Raw genomic sequence first — 21,101 nt, forward strand, 5'->3', positions numbered from 1 at the left:
GGGGATGGGAGTGCCAGAAGGTGTGGGTTCTTATATAAAAACCGCGGCCCTGCGTACCGAGGAGGTAGTCAGGGCCTGCGGTGGTATTCTCGCAAACGGCGACATGGGGATCGTTTTTTCCGGGGTCTCTACCGATACCCGTAAACTTTCCCCCGGGGAGCTTTTCGTGGCTTTAAAAGGCCCCCGGTTTGATGGCCACGATTTCGTCTTCGAGGCCCTGGATCGGGGGGCCAAAGGTCTGATTATTTCTAAGTTTCCCAAGGGCTTTAAGCTCGAAGAGTGTCCGAAAACGGTTTCCATCGTCCTGGTGAAGGATACCCTGAAGGCCCTAGGGGATCTGGCTCGCTATTTTCGTAAAAAGAGGGGTTTTAAGGCTCTGGCGGTGAGTGGGTCTTGCGGGAAGACCACCACTAAAGAAATGTGTGCCGCTGTACTCGGTGCTCGCTTCCGGGTCTTCAAAAACCCCGGAAACTACAATAACCTCATCGGTCTGCCTCTGTCCATTTTTTCCGTCCCTCAAGAGGTCGAAGTGGGGGTTTTTGAGCTTGGTATAAGTGTACCCGGCGAAATGGAGAGACTCTGTAAGATCTTGGAGCCCCAAGTCTCTATTCTTACTGGAGTGAGACCGGCCCATCTTGAGGGGCTCGGTGACCTTGAAGGGGTGCTTTCCGAAAAGTTCAAGCTCTTCGAGGGCACGGCTAAAGAAGGGGTGCTTATAGTAAACCGAGACGAGGAGGCCCTCTTCGAGAAGAGCCAAGGGCTTCCTCACCGTCGAATCACTTTTGGGTTCCATCCGGAGGCCGAAGTGAGGGCCGAAGGGGTCAGGGTACTTCCCGAGGGGACGGACTTTGAGCTGAAAGTTAGGGGACGGAGCCTCGGACGTAGAAAAATTCGGTTTCTTGGGGCCCATTTCGTGAGAAATGCGCTTGCGGCCTTGGCCTCGGGGCTGGCCTTCGGAATCCCGGTGGAGGAGTGCCTACCGGCCCTTGAGAATATATCCCCTCTTCCGGGAAGGCTCTGTCCTATGAGAACCGACCGATATTTCATTCTGGACGATGCCTACAACGCTAATCCAGGTTCGGTGGCCGAGGCCCTGAGGGTTTTTGCGGAGATCACGAACGGGTTTTCTCTTCGAGTGGTCATCCTGGGGGATATGCGGGAATTGGGAGAGACAGCCCGAAAATACCACGAAGAGATGGGCCTGGAGGCGGGCCGAGTGGCAGATCTGGTGTTCTCGGTAGGGGAATTTGCGGAGGTGGTGGCTAGCGCCGCACGGAGTTCGGGGGCTAGGGCGTATGCCTTTCATTCGGTTGAGGAACTCCTATCGACCTTGGAAATCCCTTCTGGGGCGGCGGTGCTGATCAAGGGCTCACGGGCCGTAGGGCTTGAACGGGTGGTAGCGAAGTTAAGGGAGGTCTAAGAACGTGTTCTATCATCTATTATATCCCCTGCACGAGTGGTTCGGACCTTTCAACGTCTTTCGCTACATTACCTTTCGTGCCCTTTATGCTACCCTTACGGCCGGACTTTTGGTGTTTTTCCTCATGCCGCCGTACATAGCCTATCTCCGCCGCCGACAGTTCGGTCAGGTCATTCGGGAGGAAGGGCCCAAAGAACACCTCCGCAAGGCCGGTACCCCAACCATGGGAGGGGTGGTCCTCATCGCGGCCATTGTGTTGTCGGTTCTTCTTTGGGGTAACCTCACTAATCCCTATCTCTGGCTGGCGGTGGGCACCCTCGTGACCTTCGGATTTATAGGTTTCCTTGACGACTATCGTAAAATCAGCCGTGGACGGAATCTGGGCCTCAGGGCCCGGGAAAAACTCGCCTTTCAGGCTTTGCTGGCGGTGGGATTATGGTACTGCCTTTTTCAGAAAATAGGCTTTGATACCACTCTGACCTTCCCCTTTTTCAAAGACCTGCGTCCGGAACTCGGTCTTCTATATCTTCCCTTTATCTATCTGGTGGTGGTAGGGACCTCGAACGCCATGAACCTTACGGATGGACTGGATGGCCTGGCCATAGTGCCCTTTACGGTGGTCTCGGCCGTCTACGCCGTCTTATCCTACGTGGCCGGACACGTAAAATTCGCCCATTACCTTCAGGTACCCTATATCCCGGGAGTGGGAGAGCTTACCGTTTTCTGTGGGGCCATGGTGGGCGCGGGCTTGGGGTTCCTTTGGTATAACGCTCATCCGGCCGAGATCTTCATGGGAGATGTGGGGTCGCTGGGGCTCGGAGCAGCTTTGGGAGCGGTAGCCGTGATGGTGAAACAGGAGTTGCTCCTCGTTCTTGCCGGAGGGATTTTCGTGGCGGAGGCCGTATCTGTTATACTTCAGGTGGCTTATTTTAAGCTAACCGGAGGTAAGCGCATCTTTCGTATGGCCCCTTTGCATCATCATTTTGAACTCTCGGGCTGGCCGGAAAACAAGGTGGTAGTGCGGTTTTGGATTCTGGCGGTCATTTGTGGAATTTTGGCGCTTTCCACCCTTAAACTGAGGTAGGGTATGATTTCGAATCTGAGAGGACTTCGGACGGTAGTTCTCGGCTTTGGGCGAAGCGGAAAGGCGGCGGCCAGACTTTTGGCCGTCTTGGGAGCCGAGGTCACGGTCTCGGAGAGAAGAGCTTTTGAAGAGCTTCCTCCGGGCGAAGTTTACGCCCTAACCGAACAGGGAGTCCGTTTCGAGACCGGAGGCCATCGCCGCGAGACCCTCCTTTCCGCGGATCTTATAGTCGTAAGTCCGGGGATTCCGCCTGAGGTTTATCAAGAGTCCCGGGACAAGGGTATCCCAGTTATCGGAGAGCTTGAGCTTGCCTACTGTGCCCTCAAACGGAAGGACAACATCGTGGCCGTAACTGGAACTAACGGTAAGACCACCACGACGGCGATGGTAAGCGATATTTTAAAACTTTCCGGGTTTAAGGTTTTTACCGGTGGAAACTTTGGGGTTCCCCTTTCGGAATATGTGCTTTCCGGGGAACCTGCAGACTGGGTGGTGCTGGAGGTTTCGAGTTTTCAGCTCGAGACCAGCCAAACTTTTAAGCCTCGGGTGGGGGTAATTCTCAATCTCACTCCGGATCACCTTGAAAGATACAAAGATCTTACGGCTTATGCTCGGGCGAAGCTTAGACTTTTGGAGAACCTGGGCCCGGACGAAGTGGCCATGCTGCCCCATACAGGGCTCTCCGGGGCCGGCGGAGAGATACTGTTACACGAGCTTCCCGAGACTCAGGCGGAAATCCTCTTTTTTGGGGATTTTCCTGGGCTTTCGGTGGAAGTCCGGGATAGAGATTTCGTACTGAGATTATCCGGAGGTGAGGAGATTTATCCCTTTGCGGGCTTCAGACTCCTTGGCCGGCACAATCGTTTCAATTTTGCAGTGGCCGCCCTTTCGGCCAGACTCTGTGGTGCTACTCCTGAAGCGGTGCGGAAGGCCCTTGTAAGTTTCGTGGGCTTCCCTCACCGGCTGGAATACGTGGGCTCTTTCGGAGGTGTCTATTTTGTGAATGATTCCAAGGCCACCAATGTGGACGCCACCTTGAAGGCCTTGGAGGGGTTATCGCCTCCTATTGTGCTTATCGCCGGAGGGCTCCATAAGGGGGCTTCCTATCGAGTTCTTTACGAACTGATTCGGCAAAAGGTACGGGTTCTTATTCTCATGGGGGCCTCCCGTTTCATCATGGCGGAGGAGCTTTCTGGGGCCACGGAGACTCTGTTTGCGGAGGGCCTTCCCGAGGCTCTGGCATTGGCCTTGAGGGTTGCCCGCCCAGGGGATACGGTGCTTTTGTCGCCTGCAGCTGCAAGTTTTGATCAGTTTGAAAGCTATGAAGAACGGGGAGAGGTCTTCCGAGAGCTGGTTATGACTTACGCCCCGAAAGTTCTTGCTCCTGAGGAAAGGCCGGAGGTCTACCACTGAGATGCGGTGGGTGATAGCAGGAGGTGGAACCGGAGGGCATCTATTCCCGGCCCTAGCCCTTGCGCATAGGATAAGGGCCCAGGGCGGGGAGGTCTTCTTTATCGGTTGTGGCCGAAGGGTAGAGGCGCTGGTGCTCAAAGAGACCTCTTTTCCGGTAGCCACCATAAGCGGAGAGGGGCTTTTGGGACGTTCAGTTACGGCCAAAATTAGAGCAATAATAAAGCTTCTCCGGGGTGTAAGGGAAGCCGCAGATATTATTCGGAAGTTTTCTGCGGAAGTGGTCTTCGGAACCGGGGGCTACGCTTCCTTTCCAGCCCTTGTGGCTGGAAGGCTCCTCGGCAAGTGGCTTGGGCTTCATGAACAGAATGCCGTGGCCGGAATGAGCAATAGGTTAGCCGGACACCTGGTGCACCGGGTCTTTGTGAGTTTTCCGGAGGCCGGAAGGTATTTTCCGAGAAAGAAAGTCATCCATTCCGGCAACCCTATAAGGGAAGACCTTTTTGAGGAAAGGTCCCGGGAGCATATGGGTCGGGGGCTTCTCGTTCTTGGGGGAAGCCAAGGGGCCCGGTCCATAAATCGGTTGTTGGTCGAGACCGCGGAGAAACTCTTTGAGCGTATTTCGGATCTATACCTTATTCATCAGACCGGGGAAAAGGACGAGGCCTGGGTAAAGGAGGCCTATCAGAAGAAAGGGCTTCCGGTGAAGGTTTATCCTTTTATTCGGGATATGGCTTGGGCTTACGCACAGGCGGATCTGGTGGTCTCCCGGGCCGGAGCCACCACCGTGGCCGAACTCTGTGCCTTGGGCAAACCGGCCATCTACATTCCATTCCCCTATGCTACCCATGCCCATCAGGAGAAAAACGCCCTTTCAGTGGTAAGGGCCGGAGGCGGCCTGATGATGAAGGAAGGTACTTTTACTCCTGAAGAATTTGTTCGCCAGGTGGTAGAACTTTTGAGCGATGTAGAGTCTTTGAGACACAAGGGAGAGGCCGCTAGAAGGCTTTTTAAACCCGGGGCCGCGGAAACTATCATCTCGGAGATGGAGGCTTTAGCGAATGCTTAAAGGCAAACGTTATCACCTGATAGGTATTGGCGGAGTGGGTATGAGTGGGCTGGCGAGGTTGCTCTTGGCCTTAGGAGCCCGGGTTTCAGGGTGTGACCTTAAAAGGACAGGTACTACCGAAGCCTTAAAAGCCGAAGGTATAGAGGTCTTTTACGGACATGATCCCGGTCATCTCCTCGGGAAGGAAGTGGTAGTCTATTCCTCGGCCGTGAAACCGGATCATCCGGAGCTCATAAGGGCCAGGGAGCTCGGTCTTCCAATCCTTCCGCGGGCGGAGATGCTCTCGGAGATCATGGCCCTTCATCCCAAGAGCATAGCCGTGGCCGGGTCCCATGGTAAGACTACTACGGCCTCCATGATCGCCGAGGTCCTTACTCGGGCCGGGCTTGAACCCACAGTAGCTATCGGCGGACGGGTGAACAATTTTGGAGTCAATGCCCGTCTGGGACGGGGGCACTACCTGGTGGCCGAGACCGATGAGAGCGATGGTTCCTTTCTGATCCTGAGGCCCTATCTAGGGGTGGTTACCAATATCGATCGAGAGCATCTGGATTTTTACGCCGATTTCAAGGCCGTGAGGAAGGCCTTCGTCCGTTTCTGTCGGAGGGTGGATTCGGAGGGCGGCCTGGTGCTTTGTGGAGACGATCCCGGTGTGAGAAGCATCCTTCCGGAGCTCTCCGGTAACCTCATGATTTATGGTTTCTCCGACGGAGTGGATCTTTCCGGAGAGGTGATCTCTGGGGGGCCTTTTCCAGAAATCAGGGTTACATACAAGGGGAGGCCTTTGGGAAGTTTCCGGCTTTCCGTTCCTGGGAGACATAACGCCCTCAATGCCTTGGCGGTGGTAGGGGTAGGCCTGAGGCTAGGCCTCTCCCCGGAAATTATCTTTTCCGGGTTGGCCGCCTTTTCCGGAGTGGGAAGGCGCTTGGAGAAAAAAGGCGAGATCTATGGAGTCGAGGTCTTTGATGATTATGCCCATCATCCCGCAGAAGTCGAGGTCACCCTCAGGACCTTGCGAGAACTCTTTCCGGAGAGACGGTTGTTGGTGGTCTTTCAGCCCCATCGATATACCCGTACTCGGGCCCTATGGCGCGATTTTCTGAGGGTTTTGGTTGAACCGGATGTGCTCTTTCTAACCGATATCTATCCGGCCTCCGAACCTCCAATTCCGGGTATATCTGGAGAAAGTTTCTTTCAGGCGGTACGGAGGATAAGGAAAGATAAGCCTACCCTTTTTTCTCCGGGACTTGAGGAGGCAGTCGCCCAAGTGGAGTTCTTCCTGTCTCCTGGAGATGTTTTGCTTACTATGGGAGCCGGGGACGTTTACCAGATGGGAGAGGAATTGCTTAGTGGGAAAAGATTGAACAAGGCCGCATGAAGAGGCGCAAACTCGTTCAGAAATTGAAAGAGATGGGACTCACGATTTGGGAAGGGGTGCCCCTGGCCCGCTATACCACCATTCGTACGGGTGGTACGGCGGAGATCATGGTCTTTCCCGAGAGGGTAGAGGAACTGGTGAAGACATGGCATTTTCTCCGGACCGAGAGCATTCCCTATTTTATACTTTCTGGGGGGAGCAAGGTCCTTTTTCCAGACGAAGGGTTCTCGGGAGTGGTAGTGAATCTGCGGAGGTTAAAGGGTTTGAAAGAGCTTGCCCCCGGAAGGCTCGAAGCACTTTCTGGCACACCGACTTCAGCTCTCATAGCTTACGGACTTACTAAGGGCTTTTCAGGAGCAGAATTCCTAGCCGGGATCCCAGCCACGGTGGGCGGAGCTCTTTACATGAACGCCGGGGCCTTCGGCCGGTGTTTCTCCGAACTGGTAGAGGAGCTGGAGATTTTAACGGAGGAGGGGCTCGTGAGGCTTGCGGCTGGCCCAGAACTATGGCGATACCGAGCCTTCCAAGGACCTAGGGGGGTCTTTGTGCGGGCGGTAGTAAGACTCAAGCCGGCCTTAAAGGAGGAGGTGAGGTCTCGGGTCAAGGCGGCTCTTTCCCGGCGTAGGCAGACCCAGCCCTTTGGACCGCCTTCCTTCGGTTGCGTCTTCAAGAATCCGGAGGAAGCTCCGGCCGGTTATTTGATAGAGAAAGCTGGGCTTAAGGGGTTAGCCCGCGGCGGGGCCGTGATAAGTGAAAAGCACGCCAACTTCATCTTAAACCTGGGCAAAGCCTGTACCAACGACATTCTCTATCTCGTGGAGGAGGCCTGGGAGAGGGTCTTTAGGACCTTTGGTCTAGAACTTCAGCCGGAGGTGAGAATAGTTGGCCAGGCTTAGAAGAGTCCTTTTCATAGGATTGGCCGGAATCTTCCTCTTAATAGGACTTGTTTACGGTAGTTCGTTATTTCTCAAAAGGCTTACGCTCTTTTCTTTGAAAAAGGTTAAGATCTCGGGTCTATCTCATGTAAAAGAAGCTGAAGTAAAGGAGTTGATTTCGGTTTCTATTGGGGAGAACCTCTTTCGAATCGATCTTTCCGATATCAAAAGGCGACTTGAGGCCCATCCCTGGATCAAGAAGGTGTATCTCATGAGGAATCTTCCTCACACCCTTGAAATTCGGGTGGAAGAGGAGAGGCCGGTGGCGGTGACGAACCTTTCAGGAAAGCTTTATTTCTTAAATGAGAGAGGAGAGGCCTTTTCTCCGGCTTCAGAGAAGGATTTGCTTTCTTATCCTATCGTTTCTTTTAAAGATAAGAACCTTCTCAAAGAGGAGACCGATTTTCTAAGACTTCTGGCCTGGGTCAGAGACAAGAACTTCTATCTTCCCTGTTACGAAAACATTTCGCAGGTTTATCTTGCGCGGGATCGCATCCTTCTCATCACCAAGGCTGGTCTAAAAGTGCGTTTTGAACCCGAACCCTTTGAGGAGCTTAAAAAAGCCTATCGAAGGCTCGACAAGATTATGACCTATCTCTATCAAAATCGGCTCTATGCCCGGGCCGAAAGCGTACGTTTAGACTATCCCGGGGACAAGGCGCTTTTAGTTTATCGGAGGGAGAAATAGAGATGGCGGGTAGGAGTTTGCTGGCGGCTATAGATGTGGGGACCAGTAAGATCTGTTGTCTCATAGCAGAGAAAAAAGGGGAAGAACTGTCGGCCTTGGGCTTGGGGATGGTTCCGGCTCAAGGACTGCGCAAAGGGGTGGTGATTAACATTGAGGAGGCTGCCCGGGCCATTGCAGAGGCTAAACGAGAGGCCGAGGTCCAGGCTTACGAAGACGTTCAACAGGTGATCACCGGTATTGCGGGCTCTCATATCGAGAGCCTGACCAGCCACGGGGTGATCGCTTTGAAGGAGGGGGAAGTCAAATCCGAAGATGTGGACAGGGTCCTTGAGGCCGCAAAGGCCATCAATCTATCTCAGGACCGGGTGATCTTGCACGTCCTTCCTCAGGAGTTCAGTATCGACAACCAGACCGGGATCTTACAGCCCATAGGGATGAGCGGAGTGAGGCTTGAGGTTAAGGCCCATCTCATTACAGCCTCGGCTTCTGCGGTCCAAAACCAGGTCAAGTGTCTTTCCATGGCTGGAGTCGAGGTTCAGGCCGTGGTACTGCAGGCCCTGGCCTCTTCCGAAGCCGTGCTGTCACCGGAAGAGAAGGAACTAGGGGTGGCCCTCATAGACTTCGGGGGTGGAACTACGGATGTGGCCGTTTTCTTAGAGGGCTCCCTCCGTTATACGGCTTCGGTACCTGTGGGGGGGGACCTCCTTACCAGCGACCTTACCGTAGGGCTTAGGACTCCTCGTTCGGCGGCTGAGAAGCTCAAAGAGGAATACGGCGTCTGTTTGCCCGAGCTCGTGTCCCAAGACGAGATCCTGGAGGTGCCTTCCCTGGGACAGAAACCACCAAGAAAGCTTTCTCGCAGGTTGCTAGCGGAAATCCTCGAGCCCAGGGTCCAGGAACTCCTAGAGATTATAAACACCAATCTGGAGGTAAGCGGGCTCAAAAAGCGTCTGAGCTCCGGGGTAGTCATAACCGGAGGCTCGGCCTTACTCAAAGGTCTTCCAGAGTTTGCGGAACAGATTTTTGATCTTCCCGTGCGGATAGGTTATCCGGTAAAGCTCTCCGGACTTAGCGAAGAGGTTAATCATCCCCGTCTTTCCACCGCGGTAGGACTGCTGCTCTACGCCGCTCGGTACCTGGATCTAGCTGAAGATAAAACCTCATCAGAAGAAGGATTCCTTGAAAAATTTAAGAAAATTTTAGGTATAGGGGGGTAGCTATGGCTTTTGAATTCGTAGAATCCAACTATCAAGCCAAGATCAAGGTAGTAGGTGTTGGCGGTGCGGGGGGAAACGCGGTTCGCAATATGATTCAGAAAGGGTTGAAAGGCGTGGAATTTATAGCTGCCAACACGGATTACCGGGTATTGGATCCCAATCCTGCACCGGAAAAGATCCAGCTGGGCAGAAATTTAACTAAGGGCCTAGGAGCCGGAGGAAATCCCGAAATCGGACGAGAGGCCGCTCTTGAGGCCGAGGATGAGATTAGAGAGGCCCTTTCGGGAGCGGATATGGTTTTCGTGACCGCGGGACTTGGAGGGGGAACCGGAACCGGAGCCGCGCCGGTGGTGGCTCGTATCAGTAAGGAATTAGGGGCCCTTACGGTGGCTGTAGTTACCAAGCCCTTTGCCTTTGAAGGGCGTCCCCGGATGATGGTGGCCCAGCAGGGATTGGAGGAACTGAAGAAGTACGTGGACACTATTATAACCATTCCCAACGATCGTCTGCGGGCCCTTTCTTCTCCCAACGCCAAGCTATACGAGATGTTCCAGAAGGCTGACGATGTCCTTTATTACGCTGTAAGAGGCATCTCAGATTTGATCCTCCTTGACGGTTATATCAATCTTGATTTTGCGGACGTGCGGGCCGTCATGACCGACATGGGTGGGCTGGCCCTTATGGGCACGGGGATCGCTAGTGGGGATCACCGGGCAGAGGCCGCGACCCAAAGTGCGATTTCGAGTCCGCTTCTTGAGGATGTTTCTATTTCTGGGGCCAGGGGAGTACTTCTCAATATTACCGCTCATCCCGATACCCTTACTATGGAGGAAGCCACACTTATATCCGAGATGGTCTCCAAAGAGGCCCACGAAGAGGCCAAGATCTTCTGGGGAGTGGTGTTTGATGAAGAAATAGGAGACGAGCTACGGGTTACAGTCATTGCCACCGGAATTGGGGCTCGCGCTGAGGAAGAAAAGAAGGAACAGAAGGTCTTACCTTTCGAGAAGCCTCGCGAAAAGAGGGAAGAGATGCCGAAGAAACGCCGTTCGCGAATTTTGGATTCACTGCCTACGGAGGAAGAACTAGAAATTCCTACTTTTCTAAGACGAAAAGCGGATTAAAGGACAATCCGTTTAATTCGATGGGCGTGACATTGAATGTTTACGGCCACCGGGAGGCTGGCAATATGCGAAGGGTGGGTCTCGATGTGAACGGCAAGGGCCGTGGTTTGCCCGCCGAGGCCCAGAGGCCCGATTCCGAGTTGGTTAATTTTTAAAAGCAGTTCCTCCTCAAGGTCAGCAACTTCTTTTTCGGGATGAGGTTTAGCCAGGGGTCTCAAAAGGGCTTTCTTAGAGAGCAGGGCGGCGGTTTCGAAATTACCGCCAATACCTACGCCTACCACTACCGGGGGGCAGGGATTGGCTCCCGCCCGGGAAACGGTCTCAATTACGAAGTTTTTTATACCTTCAAGACCTGCCGATGGTGGAAGCATGGCCAGCCGGCTCATGTTTTCGCTTCCACAGCCTTTAGGAAGAAGGAAGATTTCAAGTTCCTCTCCCGGGACGATCTCACAATGGATCACCCCCGGAGTATTGGTGCCGGTATTTCGACGCGAAAGGACTTCACAGACCGAGGCCCGGAGATACCCCTCTTTGAAACCCAGGTAAAGTCCTTCCTCAATGGCCTCATAGAGATTTTTTACTTGGACATCTTCCCCTATTCTTACGAAGACTACTGGAATCCCAGTATCCTGACAGAGTGGAAGCCCCACTTTTCGGGCCGTTTTTACGTTTTCAAGAAGGATTTCAAGGGCCCTACGGGCCAGGGGAAGGTCTTCCTTGCTCAGGGCCTCTTTCAAAGCCCTCTCCACCTCTGGCGGCAGATCCCGACAGGCTTCAATTGCCCCTCGGGCGACGGCTTCTTTTATCTTTTGGCTTTCGATTTCTCGCATGCTGTTTTTTAGGTTATATTATTGACCACGAGTTTGAAAGATACTATGTTTTCTGAACATGCAAAGGGATAAAAAACCAAAACCCCTCTTCAACAACAATAAAAACCGCTATATTCCCTGGGTCTTCTTAGGGTTGATCCTGCTCTTCTTTTTTATGTGGCCTTTTCTTGTTTCCTATCCCAAGGAAGAGCTGGCTTACAGCGAATTCAAGACCTTGGTAAGACGGGGGTTGGTAGACAACTTGGTAATCTCTCGGGACGTGATCGAAGGTGAGTTTAAGAAAGGGGCCGCGGAGGTCCTTTCTCAGTTGAGACACGCTCCGGTCAAATCCCAGAAGTATTTTCAAACCGGTAAGGTAGATGATCCCGAACTGGTGAAGCTTCTTGAGGAAAAGGGTATTCGTTTTCGGGCCAAGGCCGAGCCTGGTTGGTTCTCGCATCTCCTTTCCTGGGTTCTACCCCTGGGGTTACTCTTCTTTTTCTGGTTTTTGATCCTGAAACGGTTTGGCCCTCCAGAAGGTGGGGTCATGGGGCTAGCCAAGAGCAAGGCTCGGGTATATGTCCAGGAGGACATCAAGGTCACCTTCAAGGATGTGGCCGGTGTGGACGAGGCCGTAGAAGAACTAAAGGAAGTTATTGAATTCCTTAAAAATCCTCAACGTTTTACGTCCCTGGGGGGAAAGATCCCCAAAGGGGTACTTCTGGTGGGACCTCCTGGCACAGGTAAAACACTTTTAGCTAGAGCGGTAGCCGGAGAAGCCGGGGTGCCCTTTATTTCCATTTCCGGTTCCTCCTTTGTAGAGATGTTTGTGGGGGTGGGGGCGGCCCGGGTGCGGGATCTTTTTGCCACTGCGGAACAAAAGGCCCCCTGCATCATCTTTATTGATGAAATTGATGCCTTGGGTAAGGTGCGCGGAGTCTCTCCAGTGGCAGGAGTTGACGAGCGGGAACAAACCCTGACCCAGCTCCTCACCGAAATGGACGGCTTTGATCCCAAGAAGGGTATCATCATCATTGCGGCCACCAACCGTCCGGAGATTCTGGATCCAGCGCTTCTACGGCCCGGGCGCTTTGATCGGCATATTGTGGTGGATCGTCCGGATCTTAAGGGCCGGGAGGCCATCCTCCGAGTGCACACCCAGAATGTAAAACTGGCTCCAGATGTGGACCTAAAGGTGATCGCGGCTCGTACGCCCGGTATGGTGGGGGCGGATCTGGCCAATATTGTGAACGAGGCCTGTCTACTTGCGGCTCGCAAAGGTAAAAAACAGGTAGAAATGGAGGACTTTGAGGAGGCGGTGGATCGGGTCATCGCCGGTTTGGAGAAGAAGAATCGCTATCTTTCCAAGGAAGAAAAACGCCGGGTGGCCTATCACGAAACCGGACATGCCCTGGTGGCGGCTTCAGTGCCAGGTGCGGACAAGGTGCATCGTATCTCTATCATTCCGCGCGGGGTTTCAGCGCTAGGATACACCCTTCAGCTTCCCACCGAGGATCGGTATCTTCTTACCCGAAGCGAACTATTTGACAGGCTTACAGTTCTTCTAGGAGGTCGAGCTGCGGAAGAACTGGTTTTCGGGGAGATTTCCACCGGGGCCCAGAACGATCTCGAGAAGGCCACCGAGATCGCCCGGGCTATGGTCATGGACTATGGGATGAGCGAGAAGCTTGGGCCCCAGACTTTTCGCCGCCGCGAACACCTTTTCCTGGACGTTCCCTTCCGGGAACGGGAGACTATGTCCGAAGAAACCGCCCGGGCTATAGATGAAGAGGTTGGAAAACTCCTGCGGGAGGCCTCTACCCGGGCACAGGAGATTTTAGCCCAGAATCGCCATCGTCTGGAGGAGATAGCCGGTCTCCTTCTAGAGAAAGAGGTCCTTGAGGGTGAAGAACTGGAAAGACTCCTTTACGGAGATTCTAAAGCTCACGAATCTTGAAGACCCCTTCCTCCTGGGCCTTATTGAAACGTCTAAGATTCCTGAGGGTTAGAAGACTTATCACCGAAGCTGTGGATAAGAGGGTCGGATAAAGAAGACTTATCCGATCCAGAAGGGAGAGCACTAGGCTTACGCCAGTCCCCAAAAAAAGAAAGGCTGTAAGGATCGTTAGCCTTTTTTCGTTTCGTTTGCGATTTTTCAGGACCAGTCGGATGGTGAGCAACTCCCGCAGGACCTCGAAAGTCCGTTTAAGTCCGTAATGGGTACGTCCGAACCGCCGGGGACGATCTATAATTTTTACCTCAGCTACTTCGGAATTTTTGACCCCGAAGACCGCCGGTATGAAACGATGAAAACCGTGAGGAATTTGGATACGCTTGACTATTTCTGCCCGATAGGCTTTGAGACTACAACCGTTGTCGTGCACCCTGATACCGGTGATGAGACCGATGAGACGGTTGGCCACAAAGGAAGGAATTTTACGAGTGATAAGAGGCTCCTTGCGTTTCATGCGCCATCCGGAGACCACGGCGTAGCCTTCACGCAACTTGCGGAGAAGGTCCGGGATATAGGCCGGATCGTTCTGGCCATCGCCGTCCATGCTTACCACGATCTCCCCTCGGGCGTTAAAAAAACCGGCGGTCAAAGCTGCGGCTTCGCCACGGTTACGGTCCATTTCAAGGACCCGCACTCGGGAATCCCTGGCTTTGAGTTTCCTTAAAACCTCCCCAGTGCCATCGGTGCTGCCGTCATTCACATAGATTATTTCAAAGGGTTCTCCTAAAGGTTCAAGAGCCGCCAGGATTTCTTCATAAAGGGGTTCGATGTTCTTTTCTTCATTGTGTACTGGGATGACCACCGAGATCACTACTAGGCTCCGAAAAAGGCTCTGACCGCAGAGACCACCTCTTCAAATTCGGATTCCGTAAGCTCTGGAAAGATGGGGAGCGCCAGACTCTCTTTCGCCACCCTTTCGCTTCTCGGAAGGGATAGTTCCGGAAAGCCGGCCTCCCGCCATGCCTTCTGGCGATGTAAGGGTTCGGGATAGTAGATGCCGGTCCCGATACCTCTTTCTTTGAGGAAAGTCATGAGCTCGTCCCGTTGCGAGGTCCTCACCACGAAACGGTGATAAACGCTGATTCTTTCCGAACCGTCCTCGGGAGGCAGTCTGAGATCCCCCACTCCCGAGAGGGCCTCGCGGTATCGAGCCGCCCATTGTCGGCGTCTTTCGTTTTGTTCTGAAAGACGACGGAGCCTGGCCCTCAGGACTACCGCTTGGAGTTCATCCAGCCGGCTGTTAAAACCGTAGAAGTGATGCTCGTTCTTTTTGACCTGTCCATGTACCCGGAGGTAACGTAGTTTGAAGGCCACTTCCTCGTCATCTGTAATTACCAGGCCAGCGTCCCCCAGAGCATTTAGATTTTTGACTGGCCCGCAGCTAAAACAGCCTACCTTTCCGAATGTTCCGATCTTCTGCCCCCGGTATTCCGCCCCGTGGGCATGGGAGGCATCTTCAATGAGGACCAGGCCGTGGCGCTCGCAGATTTCAAGGATGGGTTCAAGAGTTATCGGATGACCATACATGTGCACCACGATCAGGGCCTTGGTTCGGGGAGTAATGGCCGCTTTTACGGCTTCAGGATCCGGCCCCAGAGAATCCTCTTCCATTTCTACTACCACTGGTCGAGCTCCGGCCCAGAGGATGGCCTCTATATCAGCCACAAAGCCGTTGGCCTGCACGATGACCTCGTCTCCCTGACCTATGCCACAGGCTATCAGGGCAAGCCACAGGGCTTCCGTTCCAGAGCCTACCCCAAAGGCATATTTAGTTCTGAAAAATCTAGCCGCTTCTTCTTCAAAGGCCAAAAGGTTCTCGCCGTTAAGGAGCCGCATAGTTTCGGTTACTTTGCGCCAACCAGCTTCTACCTCTTCTCTTATTTCGGGCCAATCCCTTTTGAGATCAAGAAGGGGCACCGCCATCTCTAACCCTCCATCTTTCCTAGCCGGGATTTTTCAGGGGTAAAAGGAAATTTTACCTCGGTTCCGCTTTCCGCGGACTCGTAAAGAGCTTGGATGAGCTCTAGCGAGGGGATAGCGTCTTTGCCTATGCAGAGCCTGGGATCGGGGGGCTCTCCGGCGAAGTAATGCATGGCTGCTCGCAAATACTCTCGGTGGGCGAAACCTAAAGGATCCGGCGGATTTTTTCGGCAGGCCTCAAGCTCTTCTTCATTTAAATTTTGGTTTTCCAAAGCCAGATGGGCCAGTTCGTTCATGGCAAAGCCGCCGAGTTTTACGGAGCCTTTTTCGCCTAGGATTACCAGTTCGGCTCCGAGGTCTTTAGGCCGGGCGCAGGTGGTGGCCTCGATGGTTCCTAAGGCCCCGTTTTTGAAGCGGATCACGCCCACTAAAATATCTTCCGCCTCGATTTCAACCAATCGAGTATCCTTCTTGGCGAAGACGCTTTCGACCTCACCCATGAGCCAGCGGAGCATGTCCACATGGTGGCAGCCCTGCTGGGCGAGCGCCCCGCCATCAAGGGCCCAAGTGCCACGCCAGGCGGCACTGTCGTAATAGTCCTGTCTGCGACACCAATAAAACCGAGCCGAAGCCAGGACAATCTTACCCAAGAGATTCTTCTCCAAGATCTCTTTGACCTTCTTCACCGGGAGATTGAACCGATTCTGAAATACCGTAACCAATTTGAGACCAAGCTCTTCGGCCGTCTGTACCATCTCCCAGGCTTCTTCGATGTTGAGGGTTATGGGTTTTTCAAGGAGTATGTTTTTACGAAATTCGCGCATTACCGGAAGAGAAATCTTTCCGTGCATTCCGGAAGGCACCGCAATGTCCACTACTTCTATTTCGGGATATTCCGAGAGCATCTTTCGCCAGTCTGTGTACCAGGCGGCTCCAATCTCCTCCGCAAAGGCCCGGGCTTTCTCGGGATCGGAATCCGCTACGGCCACTAATGCTACTTCCGGTAATTCTTTGAAGATGCGTAGATGTCTGGTAGCCGCTTTCCCGCAACCTATAAGAGCAAGTTTTACGGATTTCATTCCCCTCTCTCTCCTAAGGATAAGGAATAAAAGGTTGTTTTAAGATGTATTTTCCCGAAAGTTTCCAAAGGAGGTAATTTTTATTAGAATCTTTGGAACGATATAATTTATCCACGGCATAAAGTTCTCCATTGGCGCCTAAGATTTTTATTTCAGATGCCGCCTTTTTATAAAACTTTTCCCGAAAAAATACAAGATCACAATTTTGAACGGCTTTGGATAGTTCCTGATAAATCGGTAGTGGCCTCGGTGAGGCTATATAAAAGAAGAGGTTAGCCGAAATTTTACGATAACCACAAAGCTTGGCTTGCGGAAAGCTGGTTTGTAACTGAGCCAATCCCCTTCCGAAGATTTTTTCAGAAGGTGGGGTTAAAGCGGGAGTAGCTATGGAGATCCCAGCTATAGCTAAAATAAGATAACTAAAGATAAGCCCCCAGGGGGAAGTTCGTTTTTTGACACACCACCTTAAAGCTCCTAGTATGAAAATACCGGTTATTAAGGGTAAAAAACGACTTTTGAAGGGTAAAAAATCAAAATGATGGGGAAAAATAGCCAGTAAAACAAGAGAAATGCCGACAAAAAGGGTTGTAAATCCGTAAAAATAAGAGAGGCCCCTGGCCAGGGCATCCGGATTTTTTAGCTTATCTCTTAAATAGTAAGTTATAAGGAGCACTCCCAGGGGTACGGCCGGAAGGATGTAATAGGAGCGTCGGGCTCGAGCTAGATCGAAAAGCAGGAAAACGGCTGTAAGAGCTAGAAGCAGAAAACGCTGATTCTGGGAAACCTTGCGAAAGTTTTTAACCGTAAACCCTAGGGCCGCAAAGAAAAACAAGGTCCAAGGCAAGAATAATTCGGGAAGATAATAAAAATATACATAAAAAGGTTCACGGTTGTCGTAGGGATTGACCACCTGCGTAAGGTTTTCCCGTACAATCAAATAGAAAGGTAGCTCACTTCCCATGGCCCGGGCGATACCTAGATAATGGAGAAAATAGAGGGTCAAGGCCAGAAAGGCCGCCCCAAAATTCTGTAAGTTAAGATGTCTGAAATTGCGGTTTAGCACTATATCTACCATGGCCACTAATACTGGCACAGTAAAACCCGGAAGTCCTTTCGAGAGGGCTGCCAAGAGGGCCGAAAACCAGAACCCCAGGTATCCCCAGAAGCTTTTCTTTTCTCGAAACCACATATAAAAGGCCAGCGCCGAGACGATGCCGGCCAGTTGGTAGATCTCGCTCTGGGCCACCCGGGCATAACCCACAAAGCCCCAGGTGGTGGCAAGGATCCCCGCAGCCGTTAAGGACCACCAAGGTTCGAAGAATCTACGGGCCAGGGCGTAAAAGGCTACGATGGTGAGAAGACCGCAGGTGGCCACCGGAAGTCTTACGGTCAACTCGTCGAGTCTCCCGAAGGCAAGGGCCGAGATCCTTATTAGCCAGTAGGGGATGAGGGGTTTGGTGACATGGGGTTCGCCGTTTATGGTGGGCACCCACCAGTCCCCACGAAGCATCATTTCCCGTACACCTTCCGCCCAGCGTCCCTCCACTCCCCATAGAGGCCGGTCGCCTAGGTTCAGGAAGAGAAAGGTCAAAAGTCCAAGCCCGAAAAGTACCATTAACTTCCGTTCTCTCATGGCGAGTGAAATATAACATGAGCTTTCAAATATATGGAGCTACCAGCTTTGATGGCCAACAGGAGTCCTACCCAGAACAGCATAAATGCCTTTTTGGGTAAACGGTTTCCGGTTTGGAGTTCAAGACCGGCGGCCAGAAGGCTCAAGGGGCCGAAGAGGGGCAAGATATAGAGCGGAAGGCGGGATTTAGCCAGCCAGAAGACTGTAAATGGTACTAGAAACCACAAGGCCACGATGCGGACTTTTTCCGAGGTTTTTAGGAAAGATCCGAGGGACCGTCCATTCTTTAGCAGGGAAAGGAAGATCGGTACAGCACCTACGGTAAGGAGAGGTAGGTAGAGGTAAAACGGGGCGTACCAGGCACTATTCCGGTGGAAGTAGTTGTGAAAGAGCCTTCCCGTAACTTGTTCCTTCAGAAAGACCTCCCAGAAGTAAGGAAAATGGAATTGAACATATAGATACCAGGGAAGAGCTATTATTAAAAAGACCAGGGCTCCTAAAAAGAGTCCCTGCCAGTCTCTTCTTTTTACCCAGCCATACCACAGGAAAGGGAGCATTACCGGAAGTACCGCTGTTCCTTTGGTCATGAAAGCTAGAGCCCAAAAGACCCAGGCAAGATGGGGAACCCTAAAGAAGGCCCAAGCCCCTAAGGTCTCCCACATAACCAGAAGGGTATCGGGGGTGACGATATTGGCGGCTACAAAGGGCGTAAGAGTGGTGGCATAGAGGCTCCCGGTTCGCAAGCCCACTCCTTCTCCAAAGAGCCTCTTTCCAATGGCTGCCAAGGCCGCGGCCGTTATGGCAAAGGCCAAGGCGTTAGGAACTCGCGCTCCCCAGCGGTTATCTCCAAAAACCCTGTAGCTCAGGGCTATAGTCCAATAAAATAGAGGAGGTTTAGTAAGATGGGGATGTCCCTTCCAGTATGGGATTAGAAAAGACTTGCTAGAGAGCATATTTCGAGCAATTTCAGTATAGCGATGTTCGTCTCGCCCCATATAAGGCCGAGTCCCCTGAAACCAAAGGCCCAAGACCAAGGCTAGAATAAAAATCTTAAAGACTGAATTTCTCAAGATTTTTAGCCTCCTAGCAACCAAATTTCACCTTGATTTTGTGGAATTCTTTTTGAGGCGGGGTTAAAACTGGATTAAAATTTCTCAATGGAGCTTTAATTAAACTTTAAGGAAAACGTGCTTAAAAAAACGTTATGAGAAAGATTTTAGTGGTTGAGGATGATCGGGATCTGTTGGAATTTGTTTCTAGGGGATTACAGGAGGCCGGTTTTTCGGTAGAAGAAGCTCTTAATGCCTTTGCCGCTTATGAAATCCTGTTTAACACCGAAGTGGACCTGGTTATTCTCGATTTAATGCTTCCAGATATGGACGGATTCGAATTCTTAAAAAAATTGAGAAAACGCCGGCCACGGTTGCCCATTCTAATTCTGAGTGCTCGTAGTTCGGTGGACGATCGGGTGCGGGGACTTGAACTCGGAAGCGACGATTATTTAACTAAGCCTTTTTCTTTTGCAGAATTGCTAGCCCGGGTGAAATCCCTTTTACGGAGGGCCTCTCAGTCCCCGGAGATGGAGGAAGTCCTTTCGGCCGGTCCTATAAGGCTCGACCTTCTGCGCCGTGAGGTCCGGGTGGGAGAAAAGCGAGTCGAACTTTCACCCAGAGAATTCGCGCTCCTTGAGTATTTGATGCGACACAAAGGCAGGGTCCTCACCAGGATTCAGATATTGGAAAAGATCTGGGGCTATCATTTTTCACCAGAGTCGAACATCGTGGATGTCTATATTTGTCGTTTGCGGGAAAAGCTCGGCTTGAGAAGGGATTCCCGCCCTACCATTAGGACCATACGCCAGGTGGGCTATACCTTTACGGATGAAGATTAAGTTGCCGACAAAGAGCCTGGCCTTTCGTCTAGCGGTCCTTTACGGTTCCCTCTTTCTGGTGGCCACGGGTCTGGTTTTTGCAGTGGTCCACCTAATTCTTGCTCACAAATTGCTTCAAAATCTGGATCAGGATCTCAAGGAGGATGTCTCCGAAATCACGACTATCTATCTTCGCAAGGGCCTCCCGGCTTTAAAATCCTTGGCTTCGGCGGAGCTAGCAGAGGAAGGGCCAAATAATTTTTTCTTTCGGATACTGGACTCCGAAGGCAGGGAGGTCTTTTCTGTAGGCAATTCCGTCTTTAAGACTCTCCCATGGCCCGATAGAGCTTCCGAATCCCCGAAGTTCTTTGTCTTTGATCTTACTGATTCCCTCGGAAGGGTAAGGGCCGTAGTTTGGAGGCTTGGAGAACACCGTATGGAGATGGCGGTGCCCTTGCGTTTCAACCAGAGAATTTTAGCTCAGATCCACAGGGCCTTTTTGTGGGCAGGGGTGGTGGCCCTCCTGATAAGTTTTCCTATGGGTTTCCTCTTTGCCAAGAGATCCCTGAGACAGATCTTGGAGATAGAAAGAGTAGCCCGCGGCATTGTGGATGCCCGCGATTTTTCCCGACGGGTTCCCCTTTCGGGTAGGGGAGATGAGCCCGACCGGCTGGCCGAGACTTTCAATTCCATGCTCGAGAAACTGGATCTCTACTTTCGGGAACTTCTTCAAATCTTCGACAATCTAGCCCATGATTTCAAGAACCTTCTTTCCCATCTCCGACTTTTGGCCGAAAGGGCTCTTGAAAAGAGAGACCCCGAAGAACGAGAAGAACTGATAGTCCGCATACTTTACGAAAGTGACCGTTTTCTTCATCTCCTGAATGTCCTTCTTGACCTCTCGGAGGCCGAAACGGGATTGCTCAAACTCAGAAGGGAGCGATTTCCTGTAAAAGATATCCTTGAAGAGGTAGATCAGGTGTTTCGGGAACTAGCTGTCAGCCAAGGCCTTAATTTCGAGATCCGCTATCCCGATGAAGATCTTTACCTTTTTGCCGACAGGGCCAGGTTCCTTCAAGCCCTTTTAAACCTGGTGGACAACGCCTTTAAATATACCCCTTCTGGGGGCCGTATTCGGGTAGAAGCCAAAAGAAAGGGCGAAGACCTCGTAATTAAGGTTCAGGACTCCGGGCGAGGAATTTCTCCCGAGGAACTATCTCGGATCTTTGATAGGTTTTATCGCGGCCGAGGTCCGGAAAGAGGGCGTGGTCTCGGGCTTTCCCTGGCTCGGGCCTACGTGGAGGCCCACGGGGGGGAGATTAGCGTAGAAAGCGAACCCGGTCGGGGGTCCGTCTTTTACATAGTCCTGCCCCAGACGTTACCAGTCGAAACGACCCATCCTGCAAAAGAGATCGTAGAAGATTAAGAATTTTTAATCTGTTTTCAATCTT

General features: G+C 52.2%; 18 protein-coding genes. 12 read left to right on the forward strand and 6 right to left on the reverse strand.

All coding sequences use genetic code 11. The features are described 5' to 3' along the window. Window positions 1-4: 4 nt before the first annotated feature. The 9 genes from TDIS_RS08760 to ftsZ are packed head-to-tail and all read left to right on the forward strand — an operon-like array spanning window position 5 to window position 10,325. The gene (locus tag TDIS_RS08760) at window positions 5-1,420 is read left to right on the forward strand and encodes a UDP-N-acetylmuramoyl-tripeptide--D-alanyl-D-alanine ligase (protein ID WP_068671397.1); all 1,416 of its coding nucleotides are present in this window, start codon (window positions 5-7) and stop codon (window positions 1,418-1,420) included. Window positions 1,421-1,424: 4 nt separating this feature from the next. After that, complete coding sequence (gene mraY, locus TDIS_RS08765) at window positions 1,425-2,504, forward strand: phospho-N-acetylmuramoyl-pentapeptide-transferase (RefSeq protein WP_068671399.1); 1,080 nt, start codon at window positions 1,425-1,427, stop codon at window positions 2,502-2,504. A 3-nt stretch (window positions 2,505-2,507) separates the two neighbouring features. Continuing rightward, complete coding sequence (gene murD, locus TDIS_RS08770) at window positions 2,508-3,917, forward strand: UDP-N-acetylmuramoyl-L-alanine--D-glutamate ligase (protein WP_068671401.1); 1,410 nt, start codon at window positions 2,508-2,510, stop codon at window positions 3,915-3,917. A 1-nt stretch (window position 3,918) separates the two neighbouring features. Continuing rightward, a complete protein-coding gene (gene murG / locus TDIS_RS08775) occupies window positions 3,919-4,983 on the forward strand; it encodes an undecaprenyldiphospho-muramoylpentapeptide beta-N-acetylglucosaminyltransferase (protein WP_068671403.1) in 1,065 nt (354 codons plus the stop codon). Further along, window positions 4,976-6,361 carry a UDP-N-acetylmuramate--L-alanine ligase gene (murC, locus tag TDIS_RS08780; protein WP_068671405.1) on the forward strand — a complete coding sequence of 462 codons (1,386 nt, stop codon included), beginning with the start codon at window positions 4,976-4,978 and terminating at the stop codon, window positions 6,359-6,361. Before murG ends, murC begins: the two co-directional genes overlap by 8 nt. Beyond that, window positions 6,358-7,257 carry a UDP-N-acetylmuramate dehydrogenase gene (gene murB, locus TDIS_RS08785; protein WP_084271043.1) on the forward strand — a complete coding sequence of 300 codons (900 nt, stop codon included), beginning with the start codon at window positions 6,358-6,360 and terminating at the stop codon, window positions 7,255-7,257. The genes murC and murB overlap by 4 nt, the downstream gene beginning before the upstream one ends. Further along, complete coding sequence (locus TDIS_RS08790) at window positions 7,244-7,984, forward strand: cell division protein FtsQ/DivIB (RefSeq protein WP_068671407.1); 741 nt, start codon at window positions 7,244-7,246, stop codon at window positions 7,982-7,984. The genes murB and TDIS_RS08790 overlap by 14 nt, the downstream gene beginning before the upstream one ends. Before the next feature lie 2 nt (window positions 7,985-7,986). Further along, on the forward strand, window positions 7,987-9,201 hold the full coding sequence (ftsA, locus tag TDIS_RS08795; protein WP_068671409.1) for a cell division protein FtsA: 1,215 nt from the start codon (window positions 7,987-7,989) through the stop codon (window positions 9,199-9,201). Window positions 9,202-9,203: 2 nt separating this feature from the next. After that, entirely contained in the window at window positions 9,204-10,325 is a 1,122-nt protein-coding gene (gene ftsZ, locus TDIS_RS08800) for a cell division protein FtsZ (RefSeq protein WP_068671411.1), read from the forward strand. Here ftsZ and TDIS_RS08805 read toward each other — a convergent pair. Further along, entirely contained in the window at window positions 10,322-11,155 is an 834-nt protein-coding gene (locus TDIS_RS08805; RefSeq protein ID WP_068671413.1) for a fumarate hydratase, read from the reverse strand. The genes ftsZ and TDIS_RS08805 overlap by 4 nt on opposite strands. 58 nt (window positions 11,156-11,213) lie before the next feature. On the opposite strand from TDIS_RS08805, the gene ftsH reads away from it, so the two are divergent. Then, window positions 11,214-13,091, forward strand: a complete 1,878-nt coding sequence (gene ftsH / locus TDIS_RS08810; protein WP_068671415.1) for an ATP-dependent zinc metalloprotease FtsH — start codon at window positions 11,214-11,216, stop codon at window positions 13,089-13,091. Here ftsH and TDIS_RS08815 read toward each other — a convergent pair. The 5 genes from TDIS_RS08815 to TDIS_RS08835 are packed head-to-tail and all read right to left on the reverse strand — an operon-like array spanning window position 13,072 to window position 18,850. Further along, window positions 13,072-13,959: a glycosyltransferase family 2 protein gene (locus tag TDIS_RS08815; protein WP_068671417.1), complete on the reverse strand. Its 888-nt coding sequence runs from the start codon at window positions 13,957-13,959 to the stop codon at window positions 13,072-13,074. The genes ftsH and TDIS_RS08815 overlap by 20 nt on opposite strands. A gap of 2 nt (window positions 13,960-13,961) precedes the next feature. Beyond that, window positions 13,962-15,071, reverse strand: coding sequence for a DegT/DnrJ/EryC1/StrS family aminotransferase (locus TDIS_RS08820; RefSeq protein ID WP_068671419.1), 1,110 nt, complete (start codon window positions 15,069-15,071; stop codon window positions 13,962-13,964). A gap of 2 nt (window positions 15,072-15,073) precedes the next feature. Further along, window positions 15,074-16,147 carry a Gfo/Idh/MocA family protein gene (locus TDIS_RS08825; RefSeq protein ID WP_068671421.1) on the reverse strand — a complete coding sequence of 358 codons (1,074 nt, stop codon included), beginning with the start codon at window positions 16,145-16,147 and terminating at the stop codon, window positions 15,074-15,076. A gap of 13 nt (window positions 16,148-16,160) precedes the next feature. Then, a complete protein-coding gene (locus tag TDIS_RS08830) occupies window positions 16,161-17,762 on the reverse strand; it encodes an ArnT family glycosyltransferase (protein ID WP_161939511.1) in 1,602 nt (533 codons plus the stop codon). A gap of 14 nt (window positions 17,763-17,776) precedes the next feature. After that, window positions 17,777-18,850 carry an ArnT family glycosyltransferase gene (locus tag TDIS_RS08835; protein WP_068671424.1) on the reverse strand — a complete coding sequence of 358 codons (1,074 nt, stop codon included), beginning with the start codon at window positions 18,848-18,850 and terminating at the stop codon, window positions 17,777-17,779. 134 nt (window positions 18,851-18,984) lie between these two features. Between TDIS_RS08835 and TDIS_RS08840 the strand changes: the two genes are divergently transcribed. Both TDIS_RS08840 and TDIS_RS08845 read left to right on the forward strand, forming a co-directional pair. After that, a complete protein-coding gene (locus TDIS_RS08840; RefSeq protein WP_068671425.1) occupies window positions 18,985-19,671 on the forward strand; it encodes a response regulator transcription factor in 687 nt (228 codons plus the stop codon). Continuing rightward, the gene (locus TDIS_RS08845; protein WP_084271044.1) at window positions 19,661-21,076 is read left to right on the forward strand and encodes a HAMP domain-containing sensor histidine kinase; all 1,416 of its coding nucleotides are present in this window, start codon (window positions 19,661-19,663) and stop codon (window positions 21,074-21,076) included. Before TDIS_RS08840 ends, TDIS_RS08845 begins: the two co-directional genes overlap by 11 nt. Window positions 21,077-21,101 lie beyond the last annotated feature (25 nt).

The sequence above is a fragment of the Thermosulfurimonas dismutans genome, from assembly GCF_001652585.1.
Classification (GTDB): Bacteria; Desulfobacterota; Thermodesulfobacteria; order Thermodesulfobacteriales; family Thermodesulfobacteriaceae; genus Thermosulfurimonas; species Thermosulfurimonas dismutans.